Raw genomic sequence first — 16,870 nt, 5'->3', positions numbered from 1 at the left:
GCTGATGTCCTGCGCCCTTCCCAACGCCCCCACCGGCAACGAGGGCCACGCCCTGTGCGTGGACCTGGATGGCACGCTGCTCGATTCGGACATCCTGTACGAGTCGCTGCTGCAGCTGCTGGCGCGCAATCCCCTTTACCTGTTCCTGCTGCCGTTCTGGCTGCTGAAGGGCAAGGCCGCGTTGAAACGGAAGATCGCGGCCCGGGTCACCCTGCGGCCCGAGCTGCTGCCCTACAACCTGGACGTGCTGGCCCTGCTGCGCACCACACCGCAGCGCCCGCGGGTGCTGTGCACAGCCTCCGACGCCCTGCTTGTGGCACCCATTGCCGAGCATCTCGGCCTGTTCGAGCAGGTCATCGCCAGCGATGGCCGCCGCAACCTGTCCGGCCCACACAAGGCGGAAGCCCTGGTGGCATCGTTCGGTGAGCGTGGTTTCGACTATGCCGGCAACGGCACGGTGGACCTGGCTGTGTGGCAGCGCGCCGCCGGTGCCTGGGTCGTCAACAACGATGCCCGGCTGGCCCGTGCCGCCGCGCGGGAGACCACCGTGCACGCGCACTGGCCGGCACCGGCGCGGACCAGGGCCTGGGTGAAGGCGTTGCGCCCGCACCAATGGCTGAAGAATCTGCTGGTACTGGTGCCGCTGCTCACCGCGCACCGCTTCCTCGAACCGGACGCGGTAAGCCAGGCCGTGCTCGCGTTCGCCGCGTTCAGCCTGTGCGCCTCCGGGGTCTACCTGCTCAACGATCTGTTCGATCTGCAGGCTGACCGGCAGCATCCGCGCAAGCGTCTGCGTCCGTTCGCCGCGGGGCGGCTGCCGCTGCTGCACGGCCTGCTGGCGGCACCGCTGCTGACCGCCACCGGGCTGCTGCTGGCGTGGCTGTGCAGCCCTGCCTTCGCTGGCGTGCTGATGCTCTACTACGCGCTCACCCTGGCCTACTCGCTGCGGCTCAAGCGCGTCGTGATGCTCGATGTGGTGCTGCTGGCAGGCCTGTACACCGTGCGCATCATCGGCGGCACCATCGCCATCGGCGCCGAGCTGTCGTTCTGGCTGCTGGCCTTCAGCATGTTCATTTTCCTGTCGTTGGCCCTGCTCAAGCGCTACACCGAACTCCACGCCGTGCTGGCCCGTGGCAAGACCAGTGCCAGCGGTCGTGGCTATGGCGTGGAAGACCTGCCGCTGCTGCAGTCGCTCGGCGCGGCGTCCGGCTACATCGCGGTGATGGTGATGGCGCTGTACATCAACAGCCCTGAGAGCATCGAGCTCTACCGCCACCCCAAGCTGCTCTGGCTGATCTGCCCGGTGCTGCTGTACTGGGTGAGCCGTGCGTGGGTCGTCGCGCACCGGGGCGACATGCACGATGATCCCATCGTGTTCGCCGCTACCGATCGCCCCAGCCAGGTGGTGGCCGTGCTGTGCGCACTGTCTGCGCTGGCGGCGATCTGATGCGCGCCGAAGACGACTGCTGGGGTCGTTACCCACGGGCGCAGCACCGCCATGTTGCCGTGCATGACCGCCTGGGCGACCTGCCCCGCTTCAGCGGCAGCGCTCTGCCCCACGGCAATGGCCGCAGCTATGGCGACAGTTGCCAGAACCCCGGCGGCACGCTGCTGCAGACCCGCGGGCTGGACCGTTTCATCGCCTTCGACGCTGCCACGGGCCGCCTGCTCTGCGAAGCCGGAGTGACCCTGGAAGAGATCGTGGCACTGGTGCTGCCGCAGGGCTGGTTCCTGCCGGTCACCCCGGGCACCTCGCAGGTGACCGTCGGTGGCGCGCTGGCCAATGACGTTCACGGCAAGAACCATCACCACCACGGCAGCTTCGGCCGGCATGTGCTGTCCTTCGAGCTGCTGCGCAGCGACGGCAGCCGCCGCGTGTGCCGGGCCGAGGACGATGCGGACAGCTGGTTCGCAGCTACCGTGGGCGGGCTGGGCCTGACCGGCCTGCTGACCTGGGTGGAGCTGCAGCTGCGTCGCGTGCCCGGCACCAGCCTGGAAGTGGAGAACATCCGCTTCGCTGGCCTGGACGAGTTCTTCGCCCTGTCCGAGGCCTCCGCCGCCGACTACGAGTACAGCGTGGCGTGGATCGACTGCCTGGCCAGCGGGCGCCAGCTGGGGCGCGGCCACTTCACCCGCGCAAACCATGCCGCGCAACGCGTGGGCGAACGGCCATCGGCGCCGCACCGACGACTGGGCATGCCGTTTACTCCGCCGATCTCGCTGGTGAACCGGCTGACCCTGCGTCCGTTCAACGCGATGTACTACTGGCGCCAGTTGGCGCGCCGCAAACGCTCGGTGGCGCACCTGATGCCGTTCTTCCATCCTTTGGACAGCATCGGCCACTGGAACCGGATGTATGGCCCATCCGGTTTCCTGCAGTACCAGTGCGTGCTGCCGCCGGCCGATGCTGCCGACGGCGTGACCGCGCTGCTGCGGGAAATCGCACGCAGCGGGCAGGGCTCCTTCCTGGCGGTGCTCAAACAGTTCGGCACACTGCCCTCGCCCGGCCTGCTGTCCTTTGCCCGGCCAGGCACCACGCTGGCGCTGGATTTTCCCAATACCGGCGCGTCGGTGTTCACCCTGCTGGACCGCCTGGACCGGATCGTCGATGAAGCAGGTGGCGCGCTGTATCCGGCCAAGGATGCACGGATGAGCGCGGCATCCTTCCAGCGCGCGTTTCCCCGCTGGCAGCAGATGTCGACGTACCTCGATCCACGTTTTTCGTCCGGCTTCTGGCGCCGGGTTACGGAGTAAGCATGCAGAAGATCCTGATCATCGGCGCCACGTCCGCCATCGCCGAGGCCATTGCCCGCCGCTACGCCGCCCGTGGCGCGTCGCTGCAGCTGGTGGCACGCAATGCCGATCGGCTGGCGGTGATCGCCGCCGACCTGAAAGTACGCGGCGCCGCCAACGTCGACGAGCACGTACTGGACATCAACGACCTGGCCGCACACGCCACCATGATCGACCGGGCGTGGCAGCGGTTGGGCGCACCCGATCTGGTGCTGGTGGCCCACGGCACGTTGCCCGACCAGGCCGCGTGCGAGGCATCGGTGGAGGCGTTCCTGTCCGAGTTTTCCACCAACGCCACCTCCACCATGGCACTGCTGGGTCCGATAGCCAACCGCTTGGCGGACGCAGGCCACGGCACGATCGCCGTGATCACCTCGGTGGCCGGCGATCGCGGACGGCAGAGCAACTACGCCTATGGCGCGGCCAAGGCCGCCACCAGCGCCTTCCTCAGCGGCCTGCGCCAGCGTCTGCACAAGCGCGGCGTAGCGGTGGTCGATATCCGACCCGGTTTCGTCGACACGCCGATGACCTCGCACCTGCCCAAGGGCCCGCTGTGGGCCAGCCCCGATCAGGTGGCACGGCGCGTCGTCGCCGGCATCGGCCGCGGCACCCCGGTGCTGTATGTGCCCGGCTTCTGGCGTCTGATCATGGCGGTGATCCGCCTGCTGCCGCAGGCCGTCTTCAACCGGGCCACGCTGTGAGTGCCGACATGCCCGCCGCCGCCCTGGCCCGGAAGATCATCCTCCCCGGTGGCGCCGGCCTGGTAGGACAGAACCTGGTTGCCATCCTCAAGCGCCAGGGGTATCGGAACCTGGTGGTGATCGACAAGCACGAAGCCAACCTGGCGATCCTGCAGCGCATGCATCCGGAGCTGACCACCGTGCTGGCCGACCTGGCCGATCCTGGGCCATGGGAGCAGCACTTTGCCGGTGCCGATGCAGTGGTGATGCTGCAGGCGCAGATCGGTGGCAACGATCCGCTGCCGTTCGTGCGCAACAACCTCACCGCCACCGCCAACATCCTGCAGGCCATCGGGCGGCATGCCGTGCCCTACACCGTACACATCAGTTCTTCGGTGGTGTGCTCGGTGGCCGACGACCACTACACCCGCACCAAGCGCGAGCAGGAACAGATGGTCGCCGACAGCGGCATCGCTGCGGTGATCCTGCGCCCCACGCTCATGTTCGGCTGGTTCGACCGCAAGCATCTGGGCTGGCTGTCGCGCTTCATGCGCAAGGTGCCGGTGTTCCCCATTCCCGGCGACGGCCGCTACATGCGACAGCCGCTGTACGCCGGTGATTTCGCCAGCATCATCGCCAGCTGCCTGCGCTCGCGCATCAGCGGCCAGCGCTACAACATCACCGGACTGGAGAAGGTCGACTACGTCGACATCATCGCCCAGATCAAGCGCAGCACCGGTGCACGCGCACGGCTGCTGCACATTCCCTATGGCCTGTTCCGCCTGCTGCTGCGGACCTGGGCCCTGTTCGACCGCGACCCGCCGTTCACCGCCGCACAGCTGCAGGCACTGGTCGCCCACGACGAATTCGAAGTGATCGACTGGCCCGGCATCTTCGCCGTACGGCCGACCCCGTTTGCCGAGGCGATCGACGCCACCTTCAACGATCCCGAGTACGGCGACATCGCCCTGGAGTTCTGATCATGAGCGAACGCATCGCCGTTCTTGGCGCCGGCCCGATGGGTTTGGCCGTGGCTTACCAGCTGGCCCGCGACGGCCATCACCCAGTGGTCCTCGAGGCCGATGACCGGGTCGGCGGAATGACCGCCAGTTTCGATTTCGGCGGCCTGCAGATCGAGCGCTACTACCACTTCCACTGCACTTCGGACAGCGACTTCCTGACCGTGCTGGACGAACTGGGCCTGGCCTCGAAGATGCGCTGGACCGAAACCCGGATGGGTTACTGGTTCGGCAAGCGCCTGCAGGCATGGGGCAACCCGGTGGCACTGCTGCGCTTCAAGGGGCTGGGGCTGGTGGCCAAATTCCGCTATGGCCTGCATGCCTTCCTGTGCACCCGCCGCAACGACTGGACGCCGCTGGACGACGTCGAGGCCAGCGGCTGGATCCGGCGCTGGGTGGGCGCCGAGGCGTACGAGGTGCTGTGGCGCAAGCTGTTCGACTACAAGTTCTACGACTACGCCGGCAACCTGTCGGCGGCATGGATCTGGAGCCGCATCCGCCGCATCGGCCGCTCCCGTTACAGCCTGATGCGCGAGAAGCTGGGCTATCTGGAGGGCGGATCATCAACCCTGCTCGACGGCCTGCACGCAGACATCCTGCGTCATGGCGGGCAGGTGCATCTGTCCACGCCCGTGCAGCGGATCGTGATCGAAGACGGCAAGGTGCAGGGCGTGCAGGCCGGTGGTGAGCGGCTGCCGTTCGACAAAGTGGTGTCGACCGTGCCGCTGCCGTTCATTCCGCGGCTTGCGCCGGACCTGCCCGAGCCGATCCTGGCGAAGTTCCGCGCGCTGAACAACATCGCGGTGGTCTGCGTGATCGCCAAGCTGCGCAGGCCGGTCTCCGCCAATTTCTGGGTCAATACCAACGACCCGGACATGGATATTCCCGGCATCGTGGAATACAGCAATCTGCGCCCGATGGAGGCGCACATCGTGTACGTGCCGTTCTACATGCCCGGCGAGCATCCCAAGTACGCCGAGCCGGATGCCGTGTTCATCGACAAGGTGCGCCGCTACCTGATGCAGATCAACCCGGCGCTGGCAGCCGACGACTTCATCGACATCCACGCCAGCCGCTATCGCCACGCCCAGCCGATCTGCGAACCGGGCTTCCTGGCGCGCCTGCCGCCGAGAAAGCTGCCGGTGGAGGGACTGTGGGTGGCCGACACCTCGCACTACTACCCTGAAGACCGCGGCATCTCCGAAAGCATCGGCTTCGGCCGGGCGCTGGCGCGGGAAGTGGTGGAATGATCCAGGCGCTGGCCTCGCGGCAGTTCCTGCTGTTCCTGCTGGTGGGCGGGCTGGCCGCGCTGGTCAACGTCCTGTCGCGCATCGGCTACAGCCACTGGTTCGGCTTCAGCACCGCGATCGTGCTGGCCTACGTGACCGGCATGGTGACCGCGTTCGTGCTGTCGCGGCTGTTCGTGTTCAGGGACAGCCGTCGCTCGCTGCATCATTCGGCGTTCTATTTCGTCCTGGTCAATCTGGCGGCGGTGGCACAGACCTGGCTGGTCTCGACCCTGCTGGCGTTCCATGTGCTGCCCTGGCTGGGTGTGTCCCTGTTCCGGCTGGAGATCGCGCATGCGGTGGGGGTGGCGGTACCGGTGTTCTCCAGCTACTTCGGCCACAAGTACCTGTCGTTCCGGTGACTGCACCGGCGCTGTCCCCGCCCGCGGAAACGGTTCCCACACATCGCTGCCTTTACACTAGCCCACTGATCTCACCAAGGATTCGCTCGATGCCCCTGCCCGCCTTCAAGGCCTATGACATCCGCGGCCGCGTGCCGGAAGAACTGAACGAAGACCTCGCCCGCCGGATCGGCGTGGCCTTGGCCGATCAGTTGTCGCCCGGCCCGGTAGTGGTGGGACACGACGTGCGCCTGACCAGTCCAGCGCTGCAGGACGCCCTGGCAGCCGGCCTGCGTGGCGCCGGTCGCGAAGTGATCGACATCGGCCTGTGTGGTACCGAGGAAGTCTATTTCCAGACCGATCATCTGCGCGCGGCAGGCGGTGTGATGGTGACCGCCAGCCACAACCCGATGGATTACAACGGCATGAAGCTGGTCAAGGAGAACGCCCGGCCGATCAGTTCGGATACCGGCCTGTTCGCGATCTCCGATGCGGTTGCCGCCGATACCGCCGATGCGCAGGCACCGCGCGCCAGCCAGAGCTCGCGGCACGACAAGAGTGACTACATCCAGCACCTGCTGGGCTACGTCGATGCCAGCAAGCTGAAGCCGCTGAAGCTGGTGGTGAACGCCGGCAATGGCGGCGCTGGCGCCATCGTCGACCTGCTGGCGCCGCACCTGCCGTTGCAGTTCATCCGCATCTGCCATGAACCCGATGGCAGCTTCCCCAACGGCATTCCCAACCCGCTGCTGCCGGAGAACCGCGCAGCCACTGCCGAAGCCGTGCGCGAGCATGGCGCTGATTTCGGCATCGCCTGGGATGGCGACTTCGACCGCTGCTTCTTCTTCGACCATACCGGGCGCTTCATCGAAGGCTATTACCTGGTCGGCCTGCTGGCCAAGGCCGCGCTGGACCGCAACCCGGGCGGCAAGATCGTGCATGACCCGCGCCTGGTCTGGAACACCGTGGAAATGGTCGAGCAGGCCGGCGGTGTGCCGGTGCTGTGCAAGAGCGGCCATGCCTTCATCAAGGAAAAGATGCGCGCAGAGGACGCGGTGTACGGCGGTGAAATGAGCGCCCATCACTACTTCCGCGAATTCGCCTACGCCGACTCGGGCATGATCCCGTGGCTGCTGATTGCCCAGCTCATTTCCGAAAGCGGCCGTTCGCTGGCCGACTGGGTCGAAGACCGCATGGCCGCCTATCCGTGCAGCGGCGAGATCAACTTCAAGGTCGCCGATGCAAAGGCAGCCGTCGCGCGGGTGATGGAGCACTTCGCCGCACAGACGCCTGCACTGGACCATACCGATGGCATCAGTGCCGACTTCGGCGACTGGCGCTTCAACCTGCGCAGCTCCAACACCGAACCGCTGTTGCGCCTGAACGTGGAATCGCGTGGTGACGCCGCGCTGATGCAGGCGCGCACCGATGAAATCGCCGCGCTGTTGAAAGCCTGAGCGGAGACGCACTGATGAACACCGTCCAGCCCGTCATCCTCTCCGGTGGTTCCGGTACCCGTCTGTGGCCGCTCTCGCGGGAGGCGTATCCCAAGCAGTTCCTGCCACTGGCAGGCAAGCTGACGATGCTGCAGGCGACCTGGCAGCGCGTGGCTCCCATTGCCAGCCGTGGCCCGCTGGTCATTGCCAACGAAGAGCACCGCTTCGTTGCTGCCGAACAACTGCAGCAGGTCGGCGCCGAGCCGGCGGCGATCATCCTTGAGCCGGTCGGCCGCAACACCGCCCCGGCGATTGCCGTGGCTGCGCTGGAAGCCACCCGCGACGGCGCCGATGCGCTGTTGCTGGTGCTGCCCTCCGATCACGTGATCACCGATGAGGCTGCGTTCCGCGCTGCGGTACAGGCGGCTGCCGGCGCCGCTGAAGCCGGCAAGCTGGTCACCTTCGGCATCGTGCCGACCGGCCCGGAAACCGGCTACGGCTACATCAAGGCTGCCGATGGCCAAGGCGTGCGCGCGGTCGAACGCTTCGTCGAAAAGCCCGATCTGGACACCGCCACCGGCTATGTGGCCAGCGGTCAGTATTACTGGAACAGCGGCATGTTCCTGTTCAAGGCCTCGCGATACCTGCAGGAGCTGGAACGCCTGCAGCCGGCCATGTTGTCAGCCTGCCGCAATGCATGGCAGAGCGCACGCCGCGATGCCGATTTCACCCGTCTGGACAAGGACGCGTTCACTGCCGTGCCGTCCGATTCGATCGACTACGCGGTGATGGAAAAAACCGCCGATGCGGTGGTGGTGCCCCTGGATGCCGGCTGGAACGATGTGGGCTCCTGGACGGCACTGCGCGATGTCTCGCAGCAGGATGGCGATGGCAACGCGCACCAGGGCGATGTGATCGCCATCGACTGCCGCAACACCTATGCCTATGGCGAGCGCCTGGTGGCGATGGTCGGGCTCGATGATGTCATCGTGGTCGAGACCGACGATGCGGTACTGGTCGGCAAGGCCGACCGCATGCAGGAGGTCAAGACGGTGGTGGCGAAGCTGAAGGCCGACGGCCGCAGCGAAGCGACCTGGCACCGCAAGGTCTACCGCCCGTGGGGGGCCTACGATTCGATCGACAACGGCGAGCGTTTCCAGGTCAAGCGGATCACGGTCAAGCCGGGCGGTACGCTGAGCCTGCAGATGCACCATCACCGTGCCGAGCACTGGATCGTGGTCAGCGGTACCGCTGAAGTCACCCGCGGCGATGAAGTAATCCTGCTGAGCGAGAACCAGAGCACCTACATTCCGCTGGGCGTGACCCACCGCCTGCGCAACCCGGGCAAGCTGCCGCTGGAACTGATTGAAGTGCAGTCGGGCAGTTACCTCGGCGAGGACGATATCGTGCGCTTCGAGGATACGTACGGGCGCAGTTGACCCGGCGCCCGCTGGTGGGTGCCGACCGTGGCTCGGGGTGGGTGCCGACCGTTGGTCGGCACGCCGTTTACCGGGTCAGGCAATCTCCGCCATCACCCGCTTCAATCCGTCCTTCCACGCGGGCAGCACGATGCCGAAATCCTGCTGCAACCTGCGGTTGTCCAGCACCGACCACGCCGGACGCTTGGCCGGGGTGGGATACTCTGAACTGGCAATCGCCTCGACGGCCGGCACCTTGGTCAACAGGCCGCTGGCCAGCGCTTCGGCAAAGATCGCCTCGGCAAACCCGTGCCAGCTGGTCTGGCCCGATGCCGTCAGGTGCCAGGTGCCTGACAGGGCTTTCGGATGCTGCAGTGCCAGTGCGGTGACATCGGCGATCAAGCCCGCCGGCGTGGGCGTCCCAATCTGATCGGACACCACCCGCAGCTGGTCACGCTCGGCGCCGACCCGCAGCATCGTGCGCAGGAAGTTCGCACCGTGCGAGGCATACACCCATGCCGTGCGGAAGATCAGATGACGGCCGCCCGCAGCGCGTACGGCGTCTTCGCCATCACGCTTGCTGGTGCCGTAGACCCCAAGCGGCGCAGTCGGCTCGTCCTCGCGGTACGGTGCCGTGCCCTGGCCGTCGAACACGTAGTCGGTTGAGTAGTGAACGAACGGCACGCCATGCGCCGCACACCAGCGCGCGATCACGCCTGGTGCCTGCGCATTGGCTGCAAATGCAGCCTCCGCATCCTGCTCGGCGCGATCGACCGCCGTGTAAGCGGCCGCATTGACCACCACCGTCGGCTGCAGGCGATCAAGTAGTGCAGGCAAGCTGTCGGGCCTGCTGAAGTCAGCCACGTCGCAGGCGCTGCCATCGGGCAGCTCGCCGCTGCGGGTGGTGGCGATTACCTGGCCATACGGCGCAAGCGCGCGCAGCAGCTCCTGCCCTACCTGGCCATTGCCACCGAAGACCAGATACTTCATGGGGCGTAGACCGGCAGTCGATCCTGGGCGATGTCCTTCAGGAACGGTGCGTTCTCGTCCTTGGCCGACAGCGTTGGGGCGCTGATCGGCCAGTCCACGGCGATGTCGGCGTCGTTCCAGCGGATGCCCGCATCCGCCTCCTTGACGTATACATCCGTGCACAGATAGCTGAACAAGGCACGCTCGGACAACACCGCGAACCCGTGCGCGAAGCCTTCCGGAATCCAGAACTGCTTCTTGTTCGCAGCGCTCAGCACGACCGCTTCCCAGCGGCCGAATGTCGGCGAACCTCGGCGGATGTCGACGGCGACGTCATACACCTCGCCTTCCAGCACGGTCACCAGCTTGCCCTGCGGGCGCGGCCACTGGTAATGAAGGCCACGCAGCACGCCCTTGGCCGAGGTGGACACGTTGCTTTGCACGAAACGACCAGGCAGACCCAAGGCAGCGTAGCGCTCGGCGTTCCAGGTTTCGTAGAAGAAACCACGCTCATCGCCGAATACCGCCGGTTCGATCACCCGGCACCCCGGCAGTGATGTCTCGATCACTTTCACGGAACGACCCCGCGCTGGGCGAGCGTGTGCAGGTACTGACCGTAGCCATTCTTGATCAGCGGCGCCGCCAGCGCTTCCAGCTGCTCGGCATTGATCCAGCCCTGGCCGAAGGCGATTTCCTCGGGACAGCAGACCTGCAGGCCCTGACGGGTCTGGATGGTCTCGATGAAGTTGGATGCCTCCAGCAGCGACTGGTGGGTGCCGGTATCCAGCCATGCATAGCCGCGGCCGAGGGCCTGCAGGTGCAGGTTGCCTTCGTCCAGGTAGCGCTTGTTGAGATCGGTGATCTCCAGCTCACCACGCGGCGACGGCTTGAGCTCGGCGGCGTAGTCGCTGGCCTTGCCGTCATAGAAGTACAGGCCAGTCACCGCGTAGTTCGAACGCGGGTTCTCCGGCTTCTCGACCAGGTCGATCACCTTTCCGCTCTTGTCGAACTCGGCAACGCCGTAACGCTCCGGATCATTCACCCAATAGCCGAACACGGTCGAACCGTCCACGCGCTCGTCGGCGCGCTTGAGCACATCGCGCAGGCCATGGCCGTGGAAGATGTTGTCGCCCAGCACCAGGCAGCTCGGCTTGCCGCCAACGAAGTCGCGGCCGATCAGATACGCCTGCGCCAGGCCATCGGGGCTGGGCTGCACGGCGTACTGGATGTCCATGCCCCACTGCGAACCGTCACCCAGCAGCTGCTGGAACAGCGCCTGCTCGTGCGGGGTATTGATGATCAGCACTTCACGGATGCCCGCCAGCATCAGCACGCTGAGCGGGTAGTAGATCATCGGCTTGTCGTACACCGGCAGCAGCTGCTTGCTGACGCCCTTGGTGATCGGATACAGCCGGGTGCCGGAACCGCCGGCGAGGATGATGCCCTTGCGTTGGGTCATGTCGTGTCCTTGGTTCAGGCCGCAGTGCCGATGCGCTGCAGGCGATAGCTGCCGTCGAGCACGCCATTCACCCATTCCTGGTTGTCCAGGTACCAGTCGACGGTGAAGCCGATGCCCTGTTCAAAGGTATAGGCCGGTTCCCAGCCCAGGTCGTTCTTCAACTTGGATGCGTCGATCGCATAACGGCGGTCATGGCCCGGGCGATCGGCAACGTAGGTGATCTGGCTACAGCGCGGCTGGCCATCGGCACGCGGACGGCGCTGGTCCAGCAACGCGCAGATCGCCTGCACCACTTCGATGTTCTGCTTTTCCGAGTTGCCGCCGACGTTGTAGGTCTCGCCCACCTGGCCCTTGGCCAGCACGGTACGGATCGCCTCGCAGTGATCGGTCACGAACAGCCAGTCGCGCACCTGCTTGCCATCGCCGTACACCGGCAGCGGCTCACCGGCCAGCGCCTTGGCGATCACCAGCGGGATCAGCTTCTCGGGGAAGTGGTACGGGCCGTAGTTGTTCGAGCAGTTGGTGGTCAACACCGGCAGCCCGTAGGTGTGGTGGAACGCACGCACCAGGTGGTCCGAGGCGGCCTTGGACGCCGAGTACGGGGAGTTCGGTGCATACGGGGTGGTTTCGCTGAACTTGCCGGTCTCGCCCAGGGTGCCGTACACCTCGTCGGTGGAGACATGCAGGAAGCGGAACGCCGCGCCCTGCTCGGCCGGCAGCGCCTTCCAGTAATCGCGCACCGCCTCGAGCAGGCCGAGGGTGCCGACGACGTTGGTCTGGATGAAGGCGCCAGGGCCATCGATCGAACGGTCGACGTGGCTTTCGGCAGCGAAGTTCAGCACGGCATCGGGCTGGTGCTCGGCCAGCAGGCGGGCAACCAGCGCGCTGTCGCCGATATCACCCTGCACGAACACGTGGTCCGGGTTGCCGTCGAGGCTGGACAGGGTCTTCAGATTGCCGGCGTAGGTCAGCACATCGAGGTTGACGACCTTGATGCCGCGGGCGACCGCCTCGAGAACGAAGTTACCGCCAATGAATCCGGCGCCGCCGGTGACAAGCCATGTGGGCACTACCTGTTCTCCTGGTTTGATGAGGCGTCCACGAGCGCGCATGGCGCCCAATACAGCGCAACAGGATACATCGGGGTGGCCTTCACGACTGCTTGCACGACGTGAACAGGCCGCCGGAAAGGGCCTGTTTTGCCGCGCCGCAACAAAACCATACGCATTCGCATGGTTGCCTCGGGCCAGTTAGAATCCAGATCCCACCCCCGAACCGGTTGCTGTTGCAGGACCGGACGTTCTCCAGCAACTGTGAGCCGGCCAGCAACCGGCACTACAAGGATCTCGTACCAGATGAAAATCCTCGTCGCGTACAAGCGCGTGGTGGACTACAACGTCCGCATTCAGGTCAAGCCGGACGGCTCCGGCGTGGTCACCGACGGCGTCAAGCTGTCCCCCAATCCCTTCGATGAGATCGCCCTGGAAGAAGCGTTGCGCCTGCGCGACAAGGGCATCGCCAGCGAAGTCGTGGTTGCCACCATTGCCCCGGCCGATGCCCAGGCGCACCTGCGCAACGGCCTGGCCATGGGTGCAAACCGCGCCATTCACGTCGTTACCGACCAGGCCATCCAGCCGCTGACCGCCGCCCGCACCCTGCTCAAGCTGGTCGAGAAGGAACAGCCGGACCTGGTGATCCTGGGCAAGCAGGCCATCGACGACGATGCCAACCAGACCGGCCAGATGCTGGCCACGATCTGGGGCCGTCCGCAGGCGACCTTCGCCAGCAAGCTGGACATTGCCGACGGCAAGGCCACGGTGACCCGCGAAGTCGACGCCGGCCTGGAAACGCTGGAAGTGGATCTGCCGGCCGTGGTCACCACCGACCTGCGCCTGAACGAACCGCGCTTCATCAAGCTGCCCGACATCATGAAGGCCAAGGCCAAGCCGCTGGAAACCCTGCAGCTGGCCGACCTCGGCGTTGAAGCTGCCGACACCTTCAAGACCACCCAGCACGCTGCGCCGACCAAGCGCAGCAAGGGCGTGATGGTCAAGGACGCCGCCGAACTGGTGGCCGCACTCAAGCAGAAGGGGTTGCTGTAATGAGCAAGATTCTCGTCATCGCCGAGCACCACGACGGCAAGCTCAACGCCGCCACCGCCAAGACCGTCAGCGCTGCGGCCGCCATTTCCGGCGCCAGCATCGATGTGCTGGTGCTGGCTGCCGACCCGACCGCCGTAGCGGCTGAAGCGGCGAAGATCGCCGGCGTCGCCAAGGTCCTGACCGTGGCCAACGCCGCCAACGCCCAGGCGCTGGCCCAGGTGCTGGCCCCGCAGATCGCACAGCTGGCCAAGGGCTACACCCACGTGTTCGGCCCGTCGACCACCTTCGGCAAGGACCTGATGCCGTGCGTGGCCGCCCTGCTCGGCGTCAACCAGGTTTCCGACCTGATGGCCGTCGAAGGCAGCCACACCTTCAAGCGTCCGATCTACGCCGGCAACGCAATCATCACCGTCGACGTGCCGGCCGATCAGATCGTGGTCGCCACCGTGCGTGCCGCGTCGTGGCCGGAAGCCGCGCAGGGCGGCAGCGCCGCGGTTGAAGCCGCCAGTGTCGATGCGGCCCTGCCGGGCCACACCCGCTTTGTCGGCCTGGCCGCCGGTGCCAGCGACCGTCCGGACCTGCAGAGCGCCAAGCGCGTGGTGTCCGGTGGCCGCGGCGTGGGCTCGGAAGAGAACTTCAAGGTCATCTTCCAGCTGGCCGACAAGCTCGGCGCCGCCGTCGGTGCATCGCGCGCTGCGGTCGATGCCGGCTACGTGCCCAGCGACCTGCAGGTCGGCCAGACCGGCAAGATCATTTCGCCGGAGCTGTACGTGGCCGTGGGTATCAGCGGTGCGATCCAGCATCTGACCGGCATCAAGGATGCTGGCACGATTGTCGCCATCAACAAGGATGCCGATTCGCCGATCTTCGAGATTGCCGATATCGGCCTGGTCGGGGATCTGTTCACGATCCTGCCGGAGCTGGAAACCGCGCTGGGCTGAGCCACGCCCCCCGCAGTGCGAAACCCGACCCCCGGTTGCAGCGCAAGCTCCACCGGGGGTCTGCGTATCCGCGGCCGAGCGATTTCGCCCCGGCCCATCTCAAACGTCCTGAGACTGACGTTTGATGCGGAAGCTCGCAGTCGCGCAGCCTGTTCCCAACCTCGGTCGCCTGCTGCCGCTGCCGCTGCCACCGCCGCAGCGGCCTGCACCGCCAGCGCTCGGTGCGCAAGCTGAACACTGCACTCGGCAGCGCGCCCGCAGCGCGGGAAACACTGGGCGGCGGGGCCCGGTCGGTGAAGCTATAATCGACGACTGCCGACACTGATCGTCACGCGGGCGGAACGCCGGGGGCACGCGCCTGCTCCTGCACTCCCGTCGCATGGCGAAACGGTGCCATCCACGTGCCAAAGCAGGGCGCCCAAGGACTCCATTACGCCATGACAGACGCGATGTCTTCCTCCCTGCACCGCGGGGAAACCAGCCCGGAAATATCAGTAGTGGCGCCTGTCTATGGTTGCCAGGGCTGTCTGGAAGACCTGGTGGACCAGGTGCAGTCTGCGATAGCCACCCTGGGTGTCAGCTTCGAGATGATTCTGGTGGACGACGCCAGTCCCGACGGCGCCTGGGCCCGGATCGCCGAGCTGGCTCTCACCCGCCCCTGGCTGCGCGGCCTGCGCCTGTCGCGCAACTTCGGCCAGCACTCGGCCATTTCCGCTGGCATCGAACATGCCCGCGGGCGCTGGACCGTGGTCATGGACTGCGATCTGCAGGATGTGCCCAGCGAAATCCCGGCGCTGTACCGCAAGGCCAACGACGAACAGCTGGATGTGGTGTTCGCCCAGCGCCTGGAGCGCCAGGACACCCCCCTCAAGCGCCTGTCCTCGTGGACCTTCTTCAGCGTTCTGGGCTGGTTGACCGGCGTCGCGCAGGATCCGAGCACCGCCAACTTCGGCATCTATCACCGCAAGGTCATCCAAGCCGTATGCCAGATGCCCGAACGTGACCGCTCGTTCCCGTTGATGGTGAAGTGGGCCGGCTTCCGCACCGGCAAGCTGCCGGTCCAGCATCAGGCACGCACGGTCGGGGAAACCTCCTACACCCTGCGCAAGCTGCTCAAGCTGTCCATGAACATCGCACTGGGCTATTCGGAGAAGCCGCTGCGCATGGTCGCGGGCACCGGCATCGTGTGTTCGCTGGTGGCCTTCGTGCTGGTGGCCATGAGCCTGTTGCGCTGGTGGGACGGCGACATCGAAGTCGCCGGCTATACCTCCATCATCGGCTCGGTGTGGCTGATCGGCGGCCTGGTGATGTTCTGCCTGGGCGTGGTTGGCCTGTATGTCGGCCAGGTATTCCGCAACGTACAGAAGCGCCCCTATTACATCGTCGCCGATGCGGTGAACGACGAGCGGGAGGCCCGATGAGCCTGCTCATCAACAACAGCCATGGCCGTCTTGCCGCACGCCTGACCCCTTGGGACGAGCGTGCTCTGGGGTTTGTCACCGCCGAGGTGACGCACCTGCAGGTCGACCACCCCGGGCAGGCCACCGCGCTGCTGGCGGAGCTGGAACAGTGGTGCGCCACGCAATCGGTGCATTATCTGTTCGGGCGCATCGACGCCACCCATACGGCGGCAAAGGCCGCCCTGCTGCAGCACGGCTACGCCTTCGTTGAAACATCCCTGACCGTCTCGCGCAGCGGTTTCGCCAACCTACCTCCGGTTCCGCGCGGCATGCTGCCGACGCTTCGCGCTGCCACCGTCGATGACATCGCCGCGCTTCGCCATATCGCCGCCACCGATTTCGCCCACGGCCGCTTCCTCGAAGACCCGGCCATCGACCCGCAGCGAGCCGCCCTGCGCACGGCCAACTGGATCGAAGACCTGGTCAATGCCGGGCTGGCGCAGGTGGCGGAATCACGCGGGCGCACCATCGGCTTCCACGCCGAACGCGTGGCCGCCGACCACAGCAACTGCGAGCTGCTGCTGACCGGCGCTACCGGCCCCTATGCGATGCTGGCCCTGCCGCTGTGGATCACCGCACTGGAATCGCTCGCCGCGCGCAGCATTCCGCAGTGCACGACACTCGTTTCTGCCGCCAACACGGGCATCCTGAACCTGTATGCCCGCCTCGGCTTCCATTTCAACACCACCCTGTCTGGGTTCAGGAAATTTCTATGAATGATGCCGTCACCGAAGATCAGGTCGTTGCCGTTTTCGCCCGCGTGCTGGGCATTCCGGCCGACAGCGTGAATGATGACCTGCGCTACAACACCATCCCGCAGTGGGATTCGATCGCGCACATGTCCGTGGTGGGCGCACTGGAAGAAGCCTTCGGCGTGATGATCGACATGGATGAAGTGATCGACATGAGCTCGGTCGGCAAGGCGCGCGAGATCCTGCGCAAGCACGGCGCGGCCGTTTGACCGTG

At 66.0% G+C, this 16,870-nt stretch carries 17 protein-coding genes; 13 read left to right on the top strand and 4 right to left on the bottom strand.

Going from position 1 to position 16,870, the window contains the following annotated elements; translation table 11 throughout:
- Positions 1 to 4 precede the first annotated feature (4 nt).
- The 8 genes from MRBLST15_RS13710 to MRBLST15_RS13675 all read left to right on the top strand — a co-directional run bounded on the left by MRBLST15_RS13710 (position 5) and on the right by MRBLST15_RS13675 (position 8,994).
- Entirely contained in the window at positions 5 to 1,447 is a 1,443-nt protein-coding gene (locus MRBLST15_RS13710; RefSeq protein ID WP_265953439.1) for a UbiA family prenyltransferase, read from the top strand.
- Positions 1,447 to 2,754: an FAD-binding oxidoreductase gene (locus tag MRBLST15_RS13705; protein WP_367786274.1), complete on the top strand. Its 1,308-nt coding sequence runs from the start codon at positions 1,447 to 1,449 to the stop codon at positions 2,752 to 2,754. Before MRBLST15_RS13710 ends, MRBLST15_RS13705 begins: the two co-directional genes overlap by 1 nt.
- A 2-nt stretch (positions 2,755 to 2,756) precedes the next feature.
- On the top strand, positions 2,757 to 3,494 hold the full coding sequence (locus MRBLST15_RS13700) for an SDR family oxidoreductase (protein ID WP_265953437.1): 738 nt from the start codon (positions 2,757 to 2,759) through the stop codon (positions 3,492 to 3,494).
- 8 nt (positions 3,495 to 3,502) lie between these two features.
- The gene (locus tag MRBLST15_RS13695; RefSeq protein WP_265953436.1) at positions 3,503 to 4,453 is read left to right on the top strand and encodes an NAD-dependent epimerase/dehydratase family protein; all 951 of its coding nucleotides are present in this window, start codon (positions 3,503 to 3,505) and stop codon (positions 4,451 to 4,453) included.
- Between the two features lie 2 nt (positions 4,454 to 4,455).
- Positions 4,456 to 5,742, top strand: a complete 1,287-nt coding sequence (locus tag MRBLST15_RS13690) for an NAD(P)/FAD-dependent oxidoreductase (RefSeq protein WP_367786272.1) — start codon at positions 4,456 to 4,458, stop codon at positions 5,740 to 5,742.
- Positions 5,739 to 6,140, top strand: a complete 402-nt coding sequence (locus MRBLST15_RS13685; protein ID WP_265953434.1) for a GtrA family protein — start codon at positions 5,739 to 5,741, stop codon at positions 6,138 to 6,140. Before MRBLST15_RS13690 ends, MRBLST15_RS13685 begins: the two co-directional genes overlap by 4 nt.
- An 89-nt stretch (positions 6,141 to 6,229) precedes the next feature.
- Positions 6,230 to 7,576 carry a phosphomannomutase gene (locus tag MRBLST15_RS13680; protein WP_265953433.1) on the top strand — a complete coding sequence of 449 codons (1,347 nt, stop codon included), beginning with the start codon at positions 6,230 to 6,232 and terminating at the stop codon, positions 7,574 to 7,576.
- Positions 7,577 to 7,590: 14 nt separating this feature from the next.
- Positions 7,591 to 8,994: a mannose-1-phosphate guanylyltransferase/mannose-6-phosphate isomerase gene (locus tag MRBLST15_RS13675; protein WP_312704365.1), complete on the top strand. Its 1,404-nt coding sequence runs from the start codon at positions 7,591 to 7,593 to the stop codon at positions 8,992 to 8,994.
- A gap of 75 nt (positions 8,995 to 9,069) precedes the next feature.
- On the opposite strand, the gene rfbD is transcribed toward MRBLST15_RS13675, so the two are convergent.
- The 4 genes from rfbD to rfbB are packed head-to-tail and all read right to left on the bottom strand — an operon-like array spanning position 9,070 to position 12,471.
- Positions 9,070 to 9,963, bottom strand: coding sequence for a dTDP-4-dehydrorhamnose reductase (gene rfbD, locus MRBLST15_RS13670; RefSeq protein WP_312704366.1), 894 nt, complete (start codon positions 9,961 to 9,963; stop codon positions 9,070 to 9,072).
- The gene (gene rfbC, locus MRBLST15_RS13665; protein ID WP_265953430.1) at positions 9,960 to 10,517 is read right to left on the bottom strand and encodes a dTDP-4-dehydrorhamnose 3,5-epimerase; all 558 of its coding nucleotides are present in this window, start codon (positions 10,515 to 10,517) and stop codon (positions 9,960 to 9,962) included. Before rfbC ends, rfbD begins: the two co-directional genes overlap by 4 nt.
- The gene (gene rfbA, locus MRBLST15_RS13660; RefSeq protein WP_265953429.1) at positions 10,514 to 11,401 is read right to left on the bottom strand and encodes a glucose-1-phosphate thymidylyltransferase RfbA; all 888 of its coding nucleotides are present in this window, start codon (positions 11,399 to 11,401) and stop codon (positions 10,514 to 10,516) included. Before rfbA ends, rfbC begins: the two co-directional genes overlap by 4 nt.
- A gap of 14 nt (positions 11,402 to 11,415) precedes the next feature.
- Positions 11,416 to 12,471 carry a dTDP-glucose 4,6-dehydratase gene (gene rfbB, locus MRBLST15_RS13655; RefSeq protein ID WP_367786269.1) on the bottom strand — a complete coding sequence of 352 codons (1,056 nt, stop codon included), beginning with the start codon at positions 12,469 to 12,471 and terminating at the stop codon, positions 11,416 to 11,418.
- A 285-nt stretch (positions 12,472 to 12,756) separates the two neighbouring features.
- Between rfbB and MRBLST15_RS13650 the strand changes: the two genes are divergently transcribed.
- The 5 genes from MRBLST15_RS13650 (at position 12,757) to MRBLST15_RS13630 (ending at position 16,865) form a co-directional block, all read left to right on the top strand.
- Positions 12,757 to 13,503 carry an electron transfer flavoprotein subunit beta/FixA family protein gene (locus tag MRBLST15_RS13650; protein WP_367786267.1) on the top strand — a complete coding sequence of 249 codons (747 nt, stop codon included), beginning with the start codon at positions 12,757 to 12,759 and terminating at the stop codon, positions 13,501 to 13,503.
- A complete protein-coding gene (locus MRBLST15_RS13645; protein ID WP_367786265.1) occupies positions 13,503 to 14,444 on the top strand; it encodes an electron transfer flavoprotein subunit alpha/FixB family protein in 942 nt (313 codons plus the stop codon). The genes MRBLST15_RS13650 and MRBLST15_RS13645 overlap by 1 nt, the downstream gene beginning before the upstream one ends.
- Before the next feature lie 449 nt (positions 14,445 to 14,893).
- On the top strand, positions 14,894 to 15,865 hold the full coding sequence (locus tag MRBLST15_RS13640; protein ID WP_265952524.1) for a glycosyltransferase family 2 protein: 972 nt from the start codon (positions 14,894 to 14,896) through the stop codon (positions 15,863 to 15,865).
- Entirely contained in the window at positions 15,862 to 16,620 is a 759-nt protein-coding gene (locus tag MRBLST15_RS13635) for a hypothetical protein (protein ID WP_265952525.1), read from the top strand. The genes MRBLST15_RS13640 and MRBLST15_RS13635 overlap by 4 nt, the downstream gene beginning before the upstream one ends.
- Complete coding sequence (locus MRBLST15_RS13630) at positions 16,617 to 16,865, top strand: acyl carrier protein (protein WP_176021863.1); 249 nt, start codon at positions 16,617 to 16,619, stop codon at positions 16,863 to 16,865. The genes MRBLST15_RS13635 and MRBLST15_RS13630 overlap by 4 nt, the downstream gene beginning before the upstream one ends.
- Positions 16,866 to 16,870 lie beyond the last annotated feature (5 nt).

Source organism: Stenotrophomonas sp. LST15-1-1.1 (genome assembly GCF_040815575.1).
Taxonomy (GTDB): Bacteria; Pseudomonadota; Gammaproteobacteria; order Xanthomonadales; family Xanthomonadaceae; genus Stenotrophomonas; species Stenotrophomonas lactitubi_B.
Note: the sequence above shows the minus strand (reverse complement) of the source record. Positions and strands in the feature narration are given on the sequence as shown.